At 45.4% G+C, this 12944-nt stretch carries 14 protein-coding genes and 1 riboswitch; of the genes, 3 read left to right on the top strand and 11 right to left on the bottom strand.

Annotated elements, in window-relative coordinates:
* Nucleotides 1-55: 55 nt before the first annotated feature.
* The 7 genes from DK187_RS03775 to rsmI form a co-directional block, all read right to left on the bottom strand.
* Complete coding sequence (locus DK187_RS03775; RefSeq protein ID WP_111606009.1) at nucleotides 56-538, bottom strand: Spy/CpxP family protein refolding chaperone; 483 nt, start codon at nucleotides 536-538, stop codon at nucleotides 56-58.
* 195 nt (nucleotides 539-733) lie between these two features.
* Nucleotides 734-1909 carry a 2-iminoacetate synthase ThiH gene (thiH, locus tag DK187_RS03780; protein ID WP_111606010.1) on the bottom strand — a complete coding sequence of 392 codons (1176 nt, stop codon included), beginning with the start codon at nucleotides 1907-1909 and terminating at the stop codon, nucleotides 734-736.
* Nucleotides 1906-2682: a thiazole synthase gene (locus DK187_RS03785; RefSeq protein WP_111606011.1), complete on the bottom strand. Its 777-nt coding sequence runs from the start codon at nucleotides 2680-2682 to the stop codon at nucleotides 1906-1908. The genes thiH and DK187_RS03785 overlap by 4 nt, the downstream gene beginning before the upstream one ends.
* Before the next feature lies 1 nt (nucleotide 2683).
* Entirely contained in the window at nucleotides 2684-2881 is a 198-nt protein-coding gene (gene thiS / locus DK187_RS03790; protein WP_111606012.1) for a sulfur carrier protein ThiS, read from the bottom strand.
* On the bottom strand, nucleotides 2878-4392 hold the full coding sequence (gene thiE, locus DK187_RS03795; RefSeq protein ID WP_111606013.1) for a thiamine phosphate synthase: 1515 nt from the start codon (nucleotides 4390-4392) through the stop codon (nucleotides 2878-2880). The genes thiS and thiE overlap by 4 nt, the downstream gene beginning before the upstream one ends.
* Nucleotides 4393-4407: 15 nt before the next feature.
* Entirely contained in the window at nucleotides 4408-6426 is a 2019-nt protein-coding gene (gene thiC / locus DK187_RS03800) for a phosphomethylpyrimidine synthase ThiC (protein ID WP_111606014.1), read from the bottom strand.
* 183 nt (nucleotides 6427-6609) lie between these two features.
* Nucleotides 6610-6714, bottom strand: a riboswitch (TPP riboswitch).
* 74 nt (nucleotides 6715-6788) lie between these two features.
* On the bottom strand, nucleotides 6789-7649 hold the full coding sequence (gene rsmI / locus DK187_RS03805; protein WP_223232359.1) for a 16S rRNA (cytidine(1402)-2'-O)-methyltransferase: 861 nt from the start codon (nucleotides 7647-7649) through the stop codon (nucleotides 6789-6791).
* 101 nt (nucleotides 7650-7750) lie between these two features.
* On the opposite strand from rsmI, the gene DK187_RS03810 reads away from it, so the two are divergent.
* From DK187_RS03810 to DK187_RS03820, 3 genes are read left to right on the top strand one after another with little or no spacing between them, the layout of a single operon-like run.
* The gene (locus tag DK187_RS03810; RefSeq protein ID WP_223232358.1) at nucleotides 7751-9538 is read left to right on the top strand and encodes a penicillin-binding protein activator; all 1788 of its coding nucleotides are present in this window, start codon (nucleotides 7751-7753) and stop codon (nucleotides 9536-9538) included.
* The gene (locus tag DK187_RS03815) at nucleotides 9489-9872 is read left to right on the top strand and encodes a YraN family protein (RefSeq protein WP_111606017.1); all 384 of its coding nucleotides are present in this window, start codon (nucleotides 9489-9491) and stop codon (nucleotides 9870-9872) included. Before DK187_RS03810 ends, DK187_RS03815 begins: the two co-directional genes overlap by 50 nt.
* A 5-nt stretch (nucleotides 9873-9877) precedes the next feature.
* A complete protein-coding gene (locus DK187_RS03820; RefSeq protein WP_111606018.1) occupies nucleotides 9878-10471 on the top strand; it encodes an SIS domain-containing protein in 594 nt (197 codons plus the stop codon).
* A gap of 72 nt (nucleotides 10472-10543) precedes the next feature.
* On the opposite strand, the gene DK187_RS03825 is transcribed toward DK187_RS03820, so the two are convergent.
* The 4 genes from DK187_RS03825 to rplM form a co-directional block, all read right to left on the bottom strand.
* Entirely contained in the window at nucleotides 10544-10924 is a 381-nt protein-coding gene (locus DK187_RS03825; protein WP_111606019.1) for a ClpXP protease specificity-enhancing factor, read from the bottom strand.
* Nucleotides 10925-11013: 89 nt separating this feature from the next.
* Complete coding sequence (locus DK187_RS03830) at nucleotides 11014-11646, bottom strand: glutathione S-transferase N-terminal domain-containing protein (protein WP_111606020.1); 633 nt, start codon at nucleotides 11644-11646, stop codon at nucleotides 11014-11016.
* A gap of 399 nt (nucleotides 11647-12045) precedes the next feature.
* A complete protein-coding gene (gene rpsI / locus DK187_RS03835; RefSeq protein WP_072839866.1) occupies nucleotides 12046-12438 on the bottom strand; it encodes a 30S ribosomal protein S9 in 393 nt (130 codons plus the stop codon).
* Between the two features lie 14 nt (nucleotides 12439-12452).
* Nucleotides 12453-12881, bottom strand: a complete 429-nt coding sequence (rplM, locus tag DK187_RS03840; protein ID WP_111606021.1) for a 50S ribosomal protein L13 — start codon at nucleotides 12879-12881, stop codon at nucleotides 12453-12455.
* Nucleotides 12882-12944 lie beyond the last annotated feature (63 nt).

Below are 12944 nucleotides of genomic sequence, written 5' to 3' on the forward strand. Positions count from 1 at the left end.
CTGTTTAGAACTGGGGCAAGGCTCTCAATACAAAGGGAAATGTATCAATGAAAAATTACGATTGCGGCTGAACTGGGGTTTCCAGTTTTTCGATCTGCTCTGGTGTAAGCAACTCGTACAAGCCCACTCGATTTTTTGCATAGGCCACGGTGAGATCTTCGGTTAACTCGCCCGTTTTTTCGGCAAGATCATCGACCTTATCTAGGTAGTCTTTTGAGCTTGGTGACAAGCTACTTAATTCCATTTGAGTCGTTTGTAACTGCTCTTGAATTTTACGAATGGCCTTACCATCTTTTTCAAACAGATCAGACACTTTCGTTTGTGTTTTTTCATCTAAACCAAGTTGCTGCGCTATACGGCTTGCCAATTGATCATGGGTTGGTACGGCGTTCATTGGCGCTTCCTGAGTGGCTTGGCCTTTAACAACATCACCTTGAGGTGATTTTGTTTCTGCATAAGCACTCACTGCTACACCGGTTATAATCGCGGCACTCAAACCAATAACGCCCATCATTCCTGCTTTTTTACGATCCAACATAGTAAGCTCCTTAAGCTGTTTCCTGTTTTGTTGGAATCTATTATGTCTATTTCTGCGTCAAACAGTGCCAAAGAGAAAGAATCCACGTGCAAAACTTGTCATTAGTTTGTAAAGGTAAATCGACATTTGTTTGTTTCCACTTGCAACCAAGCAAATACCATCACATTCTTGAAGATCAGCGTAAACCTTGACCTCCTATTGAGCCCCCGAAAGTGCCGGATCCCAATCTTTCCAAACGACGTCGCGCCCCTGCTCTCGAATCATCGCCATAATCTCAGCCACAGGGCGCTCATCACTGATCTCAAATTGCTCAAGCGCTTCTTGTGAATCTTCTGCGTAGCCGCCCGGTTGGGTTTTCGATTCGGCACTCATTGTTGTAAACCCCATACGCACTGCATGATGACGAAACGCTGGAGATTCCCGCGTTGATAAGCTCATTTCCAAGTCACGATCAAACAAACGCCAAGCCGCGATAAGCTGGACGAGCTGTCGGTCGGTAATAACAGACTTGGGTACGATACCACCTTCGCAAGGACGAATACGCGGAAACGCCACGCTAAAGCGGCTGCGCCAGTAACACTTTTGCAAATGCCGTAAATGATGCGCCATCATCACGGAATCCGTACGCCAGTCTTCCAGCCCAAGTAACACGCCTAAACCAATTTTATGAATGCCAGCCTGCCCAATACGATCAGGCGCGTCTAGACGATAATTGAAGTTAGACTTATTGCCCCGTAAGTGATGCTCAAGGTAAGTTGTGCGGCGATAGGTTTCTTGATACACCAACACACCATCTAAGCCGATACCTTGCAACCGTTTGTACTCTTCCATCTCTAATGGCTGGACTTCCATGGAGAGCTGACTAAAGTGCGGCTTGATAAGAGGAATCATGCGTTCAAAGTATGGCATGGAGACTTTGTTGGTTTCCCCTGTCACCAAGAGAATATGGTCAAAGCCTTTGCTTTTAATGGCTGCCACTTCTTTGACTATCTGCGACTCATTCAGCGTGAGGCGCTTGATCGCATTACTCATAGAAAAGCCACAGTAGGTACATTCGTTTGCGCAGGTGTTGGATAAATACAAGGGCGCAAACAAACTCAAGGTATTTCCAAAGCGCTGCAGCGTCAGTTGCTCGCTTTTGGTCACCATTTCCAGCAAATACGGCTCTGCCGCAGGGGAAATCAAGGCCGCAAAATCGTCTACGTCGAGTTTGCTTTTAGTCAAAGCACGCAACACATCTTGCTCGGTTTTTGCCTGATGCGTTTGCGTCACAATTTGCCAATCTGTGCTTTCAACAAACTGGCTAAACTGACCATCTATCGCTGGACTTTGCTCTAACATGCGAATTGTCTGGCTGACTCCATCTGTCATGACAAGGCTCCAAGGAAATCCGTCAATGGACTAGTCGCTTGCGCTTGTATTCGCTTTGCTCCCAAACCAGACTCATAGGCCATTCGACCCGCTTCCACAGCAAGACGAAAAGCCTTGCCCATTTGCGCAGGGCGTTTGGCAACGGCCATGGCCGTGTTTACCAACACCGCATCCGCGCCAAGCTCCATGGCCAATGACGCATCCGAAGGCGCACCAATGCCGGCGTCAATAATGACAGGCACTCGACTCTGCTCAATGATGATTTCTAAGAATGGACGACTCGCCAAGCCCATGTTTGAACCAATAGGCGAACCCAGTGGCATGACACACTGACAACCGACTTCTTCTAATCGTTTACAAAGCACAGGATCGGCGTGAACATAAGGCATGACCACAAAACCTTTTTTGATCAACTCTTCGGCCGCCAGCAGGGTTTCCATGCCGTCTGGCATCAAGTAACGCGGATCAGGGTGTATTTCCAACTTCACCCAATGGGTCTCCAATGCTTCACGAGCCAACTCTGCCGCAAAAACGGCTTCTTTGGCGGTACGCGCGCCGGAGGTATTGGGTAACAACTTTATGCCCTGCTGCTGCAAAGGCTGAAGAATATTATCCGTGTGATTTTTTAAATCCATGCGACGCAAAGATAAGGTTACCAGTTCGCTTTCGCTGGCCGTTAGCGAATCCATCATGGCATCAGCACTGGCGTATTTCCCAGTACCCGTAAAAAGTCGAGAGTGAAATTCGTGTCCTGCAATCAATAAAGACGACATGTTAACCTCCAGCAATGGATTCAAAAATAAACACCTGACTCTGCTCATTCAACTCAGTAGCGCACCACAAACTTTTTGGCACGACCTGTTGATTGATCGCAATGGCAATACCTTGCTGACTTTTCCCCAACTCATTCAGTAGGTCTTCGAGAGTGTTTCCAGTAAATTCATAAGGTACGTCGTTTAGCACAATCTTCATCGCTTATCTCCTACACTGGCCTCAAAGGTCATCATCAAAGATCGTGTCGCGGCCTCGGGTTCTGTTGCTTTGGTGATGGCCGTCACTAAAGCAATACAATCCACGCCCGTTTTCACCACGGCTGGTAACCGCTCTGCATCGATGCCACCAATCGCCACCGTAGGAAACGTGCCTTTCAATAAAGTGGCGTAATGGGCCAGTCGAGTTAAACCCTGTGGCTGAGAAGGCATTTCTTTGGTTTGTGTAGGGAAAATATGACCTAACGCGATGTAGCTTGGCTGAATAGACTGAGCGCGAGCGATTTCATAGTAACCATGGGTGCTGATGCCGAGACGCAGTCCGGCGGCTTGAATTTGCGTCAAGTCCGCCACATCCAAATCCTCCTGACCAAGATGAACGCCATACGCACCAAACGTCATAGCGTGCTGCCAATAGTCATTAATAAAGACTTGAGCGTCATATTCTTTTCCTAGGGCAATCGCCTGTTGAATTTTATGCTTTAAATCAACATCGTTAGGGTCTTTGATGCGCAGCTGGGCCATTTTCACCCCTTGCTTAAGCACTAACTCAAGCCAAGCAACGGAATCCACCACAGGGTACAAACCCATTTTACCAAGATCCATCTTGGCAAACGGCTGATTCATGGACATTACTGGTGAGAATGGTGAGACAATCGTTGGCATATTTTCAATCTGAAGCGGCCAACCAGGTCGCCCCAATGGCCCAGCACCAACACCAATCTGCACGCCTCTTTTTAACGCCCCAGTGATATAGGCCTTAGCCATGGTCATGGCATCTAGAAGATCGTAGCCATGGGCAATAAAGCTCGCCAACGCTGTCGATAAGGTGCAACCTGTACCACGGGTATTGTGCACAGTGAGTTTTTCATAAGAGAAACCGATGACAGAATCGTGGCCCACCAGCCAATCCGTTGCTTGTTCAGAGTCTGAATGCCCAGCTTTCAGTAACCACGCGCATTTTGACGACGCTAAATACGCGGCCAATTGACTCTGTATGTCCACCACTGGCTGCTGGCCGGACAAGCCTGTCAGCCGCTCAAATTCCAGCAAGTTGGGCGTAATCACATCCACATGTGGAAGCAAAGACTCCAATAAAGAAGCCCCAACAGAATCTTGTTGCAGGCGATTACCCGATTCACTACTCGCCGCCATAACAGGATCAAAAATAACCAGCACATTCGGAAAGTCGGTTTTGACGCGTTGCACCCAAACCGAGCAAGCTTTCACAATGTCGATGGAAGGCAGCAAGCTAACCTTAATGGCCGCTGGTGGCACATCATCGAGTAAGGCTTGCCACTGTTCATTGAACACAATCAGCGAAACAGGCTCCACAGACCGCACTTCTTTAGAATTTTGTGCGGTGATGCACGTCACTATCGTTTGCACATGGCAACCTAAGTCTTGCCCTGTACGCAAATCCGCTTGGAGTCCAGCGTGGGCGGACGAATCCGATCCGCCCACGCACCAGACAACAGGAGGTTTTATCGACATAAATCCTCCTTTCGCCTACAGCGATGTTTCTTTTAGTTTATCCGTAGTGAGATAGACATCACTGCCTAGCTCACGGAATTGCGCCGACATTTTCTGCATGCCTGTTTCGGCTTCGCTAGCAACAGCATCGCCTTCCAAAGCACTCATGTCGATTTTTTGAGCACCTTCCAAGCCTTTGGCATCCTCTAAGCCCTTGGCATAGTCGCGAACTTCTTGTGTGATTTTCATCGAACAGAATTTTGGTCCACACATAGAACAGAAATGCGCCACTTTACCTGACGCTTGCGGCAATGTTTCATCATGGTAAGAGCGAGCGGTTTCAGGGTCTAAAGACAGGTTAAACTGATCTTCCCAACGAAATTCAAAACGCGCTTTTGATAAAGCATTATCGCGAATTTGTGCGCCCGGATGACCTTTAGCCAGATCGGCGGCATGGGCCGCAATTTTGTAAGTGATCAAACCTTGCTTAACGTCTTCTTTATTAGGTAAACCAAGATGCTCTTTTGGCGTCACGTAACACAACATAGCGCAGCCGTACCAACCAATTTGCGCGGCACCAATGCCAGAGGTAATGTGATCATACCCCGGTGCAATGTCTTGGGTTAGAGGCCCCAAAGTATAAAATGGTGCTTCATGACAATGCTTTAATTGCTCTGTCATATTTTCTTCGATCAATTGCATGGGGACGTGACCAGGACCTTCAATCATCACCTGTACATCGTATTCCCAAGCAATTTTTGTCAATTCGCCCAAGGTGCGAAGCTCCGACATTTGCGCTTCGTCATTGGCGTCCATAATAGACCCCGGACGCAAGCCATCCCCCAAAGACAAAGCCACATCGTATTCCGCACACAACGCACAAATTTCACGGAAGCGCTCATAAAGAAAACTCTCTTTGTGGTGCGCCAAACACCATTTCGCCATGATGGAACCACCACGAGACACGATGCCAGTAAGACGTTTGGCGGTCATCGGCACGTAGCGCAACAACACACCCGCGTGAATAGTGAAATAGTCGACCCCCTGCTCTGCTTGCTCAATCAAGGTATCGCGAAAAACGTCCCAATTTAGATTTTCAGCCACGCCATCCACTTTCTCCAAGGCTTGATAGATGGGGACGGTACCAATAGGAACCGGCGAGTTACGCAAGATCCACTCGCGGGTTTCGTGAATATTTTTACCCGTCGATAAATCCATCACGGTATCTGCGCCCCAACGGGTCGACCAGACCAGTTTTTCTACTTCCTCTTCGATAGACGAGGTCACGGCTGAGTTACCAATATTGGCATTGACCTTCACCAAGAAGTTACGGCCAATGATCATTGGCTCGGATTCAGGGTGATTAATGTTATTGGGGATAATAGCGCGACCTCGAGCGACTTCGTCACGAACAAACTCGGGGGTAATACGGGTTTGTAGGTTCGCGCCAAAGCTTTGACCTGGATGCTGTCTTAGCAATAATTCACTGTTAATAGCGTCAATATTTTGGTTTTCACGCAGTGCAATGTATTCCATCTCTGGTGTAACAATGCCTTGACGTGCGTAATGCATTTGCGTCACACACTTACCTTGGCGAGCTTTACGCACTTTAGGTAAGGCTTTAAAGCGTAACTCGTCCAGCGCCGCCTTATCCAGACGAGATTGAGCAAACTGAGAAGACACACTTGGCAATACTTCCGTGTCGCCGCGCTTTTCGATCCAAGACTCACGCATGGGCGCTAAGCCACGATACACATCTATGTTTTCTTGTGGATCCGCATAAGGACCAGAGCAGTCATAAACGTAAATCGCTTCATTGGGCTCGAAGGTTAAATTGTCGGGATCCGATCCAATTGGGGTATCGGTCAGATTGATCTTACGCATAGGAACGCGGATGGAGTCGTCAGAGCCTGTTAAATAAATGCGCTCGGACGCAGGAAAAGGTTTGGCTTGCAGTGACTCAATAAAAGATTTCGCCGCTTGGCGTGATTCTTCACGAGACTGCTTTTTAGATAAATTCGCTGAGCTTCGATGTAACTCATTACTAGTAGACATAAGCGCTTCCCTTATTATTAAAATGGAGAATGGCTTGTCTGGGGTGCTGCTTCACAACGATTAACGCACTACAGGCGTTGATTGCAAAACATGAACCCTGAATTTTAGTAGAAAGGACGCTTTCAATGATATGACCGCATCGGTTCCATAAAACTCAGGAGTTCATTCGATGCAGAAAAGAAAAATGGAGACTTTCTTGTTTCCTACGCGGGTATTAGCCCGATCAGGTTCTGCGGATCCCGCATTTAATGATGCGATCTCAGCCAAATGGCACTCCGACAAGTAGAGTGGAGTATACTCAGTCTTATCGGAATGTAAACACCCATGCTTTTTGTGAGTGTTTACCAGAAAAAATCCAAAAACTATTCGCTTTGCATTTCCAGCGCCATTTTGTAGAGATAATTTTTCTTTTCACCGGTTAATTTGGCTGCCATAGCGGCCGCTTGCTTAACCGGTAAATCTTCCAACAAAATAGTAAGAATACGCTTCGCTTCTAACTCGGCTTCGTTACCACTTTCTTGCGTAAAACTTAACATCACTACGAACTCGCCACGCATTTGGTTGGCATCGGCATCGAACTTAGCAAGAATCTCAGACGCTGTCCCCGACAAAAACGTCTCAAAGGTTTTCGTTACTTCACGAGCTAATACTAATTGTGCGTCATCGCCATAGACTTTTTGTACATCCGTTATGGAGTCATAAACACGATGCGTAGATTCATAAAATACAACCGTGCCAACCTGCTTCTTCCAAGATTCAAACAAGTCGCAACGACCTTTTGACTTAGCCGGCACAAAGCCCGCAAAAAAGAATTGGTCCGTTGGTAACCCAGAAGCGCATAGAGCCGCAACCAAGGCACACGCTCCAGGAATAGGCACAACTTTATGGCCTTTTTCACGTAATGCATGTACGACATGATAACCAGGATCAGAGATCAATGGTGTGCCAGCATCAGAAACCAAAGCCACGTTTTTACCGTCATCTAACAAACTGGCAACATAATCGGCTTTGTCTTTTTCATTGTGATCATGAATGGAAAATAATTTCGCCTCAATGGCGAAATGGTTCAATAAACGGCGGGTGTGTCGCGTATCTTCCGCCGCAATATAGTCTACATCACGTAAAATTTGCTCTGCTCTTTTGCTAAAATCATCTAGATTACCAATTGGGGTTGCAACTATGTATAACGACCCTCTCGCATCATCAGAACTATGTGGTAACATGTTGCCTCTTTTATTTGTCATTTTGTAAGCTTATGAGCCTCATTAATTATCGCATCATACCATTAACTCTATGTTCTTTTCTTCTGAGCGCCTGTAATTCCATGAATTTAAACACGGAATCACAGCAAAACGGCGCTCAATACACTGAAAACGGAGCTATGCAAGATAGAACGTTACCGCCAAGCATTTACCATCCCTTTAAAGGGTCGGGGGTGTCAGGTGCATTAGCGGACGCTTATAACTCAGCCAAAACGGACTATGAACAAGGTGATTTTCTAAACGCCATTGACACCTTAGAAAACAAAGTTCTGTCAGTGAATTCACCTATCCAGTTTGACGCCTATCTATTAGCCGCCTTGGCATCGTCTAATTTGGACGATTCTATAGAAGCCTTAAATTATTTGGCGCAAGCAAACCAGTTGGCTCTTGCCAATCACCCTGATAACCAAAACAAACTGAAACAAACCAAAGCCTCGATTTTAGAATATTTCGGCAACTGGTTTGACGTCGTTATGTTGCGCATGGACTTAACCTACAACTTGCCACTTAACGAAGTCGAAGAGAACCAAACTCGACTTTGGATGGCCATACAGAATCTCACTCAAAATGAGATAGATGAGCTCTATAAAAGACAACAGCCCCTACTTAATGGCTGGCTTACCATCAGCAGTATTTTAAGAGACCAATCTTTGTCTATAGAACAACAAATCGACATGTTCAAAAATTGGCAGTCTGAAAACCCAAGCCACCCTGCTGCCATTTCGCCACCACAAGATTTTACAATCATGTCATCCATTCAAAAGATGGCACCCAAGAAAATTGTGTTAATGCTACCCATGAGTGGCAACCTAGAGCGCGCTTCACAAGCGATTGTGGATGGTTTTTTCGCAAGTTTTTACCACCAACAAGAAGCGAGACCTCAGGTCAGCATTATTGACGTCAATCAATATCCCAACATCGTTGACGCATTGACCGCCGCAAACGAAAGACAGCCCGACGTCATCATTGGTCCATTGCAAAAAAACAATGTTGCACAAATCAGTCGCCTAGATCTGTCGTACCCGGTTATTGCACTCAACCAACTAGACTTCAACCAATACGCTAAAAACCTATACCACTTTTCTCTCAGCGCAGAGGATGAGATTCACGAATTAATCAACTTTGCAAAACAAGAAGGTGCGACAAAAGCAGCTATTTTGAGCACACAAGATACATGGGCATTGAAACAAAGTGATGAATTTAGATCGGCCGCTGTCGAACAAAATATCGCCATCACATCGAATCAGTCGTATGCCAATACCCCACAAGGCAGACAAGATGCGATACAAAAACTCTTACTCATTAATGAAAGCTACGCTCGCAAACGGTTAGTGGAACAATGGACTGGCACCAGTGTTGATAGCATCGCGCGCGCGCGCGAAGACGTTGATTATGTTTTCTATGTTGGCAAGCTCAATGATGCTAAGCAAATACGCCCTCTTTTAGATTTTTACTTCGCTGATAAGATCCCTATGCTCGCTACCAGCACACTCAATGACAGCGCCCTTGATAGATCGATCAAGCCTGGCGATATTGAGCGTATTCTTTTCAGCGAAGCGCCAGCACTTACCCCTAACAGCAATGTGCTTGATGAACTGCCTAAAAATCAGAATTCAAATATACTTCGTCGACTTCAAGCTCTAGGAGCAGACTCCTATTTGCTGGCCAACAAGTATCAACTGTTCACATTGCTCCCGAGCACTAAAATTTCTGCCAACACCGGCATTATCACCATGGATGAAGATGGCATTTTTCACAAAAGGCCCGTCATAATGACTTACCAAAAAGGAAATTTGGTTTATGCAAACAGTCCAGAATTTTTTGAAAAAAAGGAAAATACCGAAAAATAACGGTGAAAAAGCCGAACAAACCGCTGAAGACTTTCTACGCAAGCAAGGACTGCGATTTGTAGAAAGAAATTTTTTCTGTCGTTTAGGGGAAATTGACTTAATTTTTCTCGACCAAGGTACGTTTGTTTTTATCGAAGTTCGGTTTCGTGCCAGTAGTGCACATGGCAGCGCCGCGGAAAGCCTTCGGCAATCTAAGCTAAGAAAAGTACGCAATAGCGCGGCTTTATGGCTGCAAAAAAACAACAAAGAAAATAACGCGAGTCGTTTCGACGCAATTTTATTTGACGGAAAAATAGACACTCAACATTTAACTTGGCTTAAAGCAGTATTTTAATCACTATGGATTTTCAAGAAGCAATCTACACGCAATTTGCCCAGAGCTTTGAAGCACAACAACAAGCGCTGGAAAGTTTACCGCCTTATATTGAACATGCTGCCAAAGTCATTTTTTCGAGCATCGCTTCTGGTGGAAAAGTCATCTGCATAGGCAACAGCACAGGCTCTCATCTTTCTCAGTATTTCAGCACCTTAATGCTAGACAGAATGGACAGAGAAAGACCCGGCCTACCCGCTATTAACCTGAGCGGTGAAGGCGCTGCATTATTAGCCATCACCCACAATGACAGTTATCACGACGTTTTTTCCAAACAAATCACCGCACTTGGCAACCAAGGCGATATATTGTTCGTGATTGCCAATCGTGGCAACACATCGCCAATAATACAAGCCATACAAGCCGCCCATGAACGAAAAATGAGCATTGTTGCACTGACTAGCCCTGAAGCCAAAAATGTGTCCTCACTTACCTCACAGGACGATACAGAGATCAAGATTAACCTACTTGGCACCGCCAGAGTTCACGAATGCCAATTGAGCGTAATTCACATATTGGTTGATCTTCTGGAGCGCCAACTTTTTGGCTATGAAGACTAACCAGAGCCACATTTATGACAAAAAAACAGCCGCTCTCAAGCGGCTGTTTTTTTGGCGAATACGCAGGGTACCCTATTTAACCACTTTCAACTGAAAGCCCTTTTTCGGCTCTGGCGTGGTTGGTGGTGTCGGTTCATCTAGAAACTCTTCGGGCGGAAAAACAAAACCATCGCCATTCTCTTTCGCATATAAAGCAAGCGCCGCTCGCATAGGCACATAAACCTGCATAGGCTTACCACTAAAACGCGCCTCAAAAGACACTGCTTCTTTATCCATAATCAAATGACGCACAGCAGACATACCAATATTGAGCACTATCTGACCATCTTTTACGAATTCTGTGGGCACAACAACATCTTTCTGCTCCGCATCCACCAACAGGTAAGGCGTCATATCATTATCAGCTACCCAAGCGTAGGCAGCATTTAATAAATAAGATCTTTTCGGTAACATTCTTCCTCCGACTTAATAACTATTTAGTAAAAAAAAGGAGCCATAAGCTCCTTTTTTGTAACTTGATAAAATCGCTTCAGAGACTAAACTTAGTCTAAACGCATCTCTTGTTCTGCTTCAGAAAGACTTTCTTGAAAAGACTCACGAGAAAACACGAGGTCCATATATTTATACAGCGCTCTTGCCTGATCTTTTGGTATCTCTACACCCAAAATAGGCAAACGCCACAATATTGGAGCCAAACAGCAGTCTACTATCGTAAACTCATCACTCATGAAGTAAGGCTTTTCCTCAAAAATAGGCGTTACGTTCAGAAGACCTTCACGTAGCTCTTTTTGAGCTTTAGCAACCGCTTCTTTATCTTTGCTCGTTAAAATCAAGTCGACTAACTTCGCCCAGTCACGCTGAATGCGGTACATAAACAAACGACTTTCAGCGCGAGCAACAGGATATACAGGCAATAACGGTGGATGCGGGAAACGTTCATCCAAGTATTCCATCATGACATTTGGCTCATACAGAACCAAATCACGATCGACTAAAGCTGGCAACTCATTGTATGGATTAACATCGGCCAACTCGTCCGGCTTGTTAAACGGGTCTACATCTATGATGTCCACTGTGACGGCTTTTTCAGCCAATACAATACGAACTCGATGGCTGTAATGATCTTCTCCATCAGAGAAGAACGTCATTGAGGAGCGCTTTGCAATAACACCCATGTCTAACCCCTATATTGAAAACATCTACGTCCCCTTCAAAGGAGAGGACAAACTATAATATGGTGGCAAAATAACAAAAATATTACACGATTTCGCCACCACAAAAAAATCTTTAAAGAAACTTTACCACGGACCTTTTATAAAACAAGGTTTCAACTTAACACTCAGCATTATTGAAATAAACTATCATTCACCCAACAAGCCAAGCGATACGCAGCACGTTCAGAATACTACCATGAAGCCATGGTGTTTAAAGCCAAGCTATTCTAACATCATTTTCAGATAAATTTTCTTAGAAAAACGATTTTGTTGCAAGAATAGTATAAAGGGCTTTATTTCAAGCAAAAAAAACGCTTGGCGAAAACACCAAGCGTTTTGATAATAATTCCAAAGCGAAAATTAACGCTTAGAGAACTGAGGACGACGACGTGCTTTGCGTAGACCAACTTTCTTACGTTCAACTTCACGAGAATCGCGAGTAACGAATCCTGCAGAACGTAGAGTACGACGTAGAGTCTCATCATATTGCATCAAAGCACGTGTGATACCGTGACGGATCGCACCAGCTTGACCAGAGATACCACCACCTTTAACAGTGATATAAACGTCAAATTTTTCAGTAGCGCCAACAAGTTCAAGAGGTTGACGAACAACCATCTGAGCCGTTTCACGACCGAAGTACTGAGAAAGAGTACGGTTGTTGATAACCAAGTTACCAGAACCCGCTTTAAGGAACACACGAGCGGTAGACGTTTTGCGACGACCTGTACCGTAGTATTGAGTAGCTGACATAATGATCTTCCGTATTAAATGTTAAGGGCTTGAGGCTGTTGAGCAGTATGTGGATGCTCAGTACCAGCGTACACTTTCATTTTCTTGTGCATTGCACGGCCCAAAGGACCTTTTGGCAACATACCTTTTACGGCGATTTCAAGAACGCGCTCAGGAGCGTGATCAATCAACTTCTCGAAATTCATAGAACGCAAGCCGCCTGGGTAACCAGTATGGCGGTAGTATTGTTTAGCAGCTGCTTTGTTACCTGTAACGTGAATTTTCTCAGCGTTGATAACGACGATGTAATCACCAGTGTCAACGTGTGGAGTGTATTCCGCTTTATGCTTGCCACGTAGACGGCGAGCAATTTCAGTAGCCAAGCGGCCTAGAGTTTTGCCTTCAGCATCAACCACGAACCAGTCGCGGCGAACTTCAGCAGGTTTAGCTGTAAAAGTTTTCATCAAAAAACCCTTTCAATACGCGCGCTTAAATAGCACGCTATACCTATTATTATTGGTTGGCCA

Origin of the sequence: Marinomonas arctica (assembly GCF_003259225.1) — a bacterium.
GTDB lineage: Bacteria > Pseudomonadota > Gammaproteobacteria > Pseudomonadales > Marinomonadaceae > Marinomonas > Marinomonas arctica.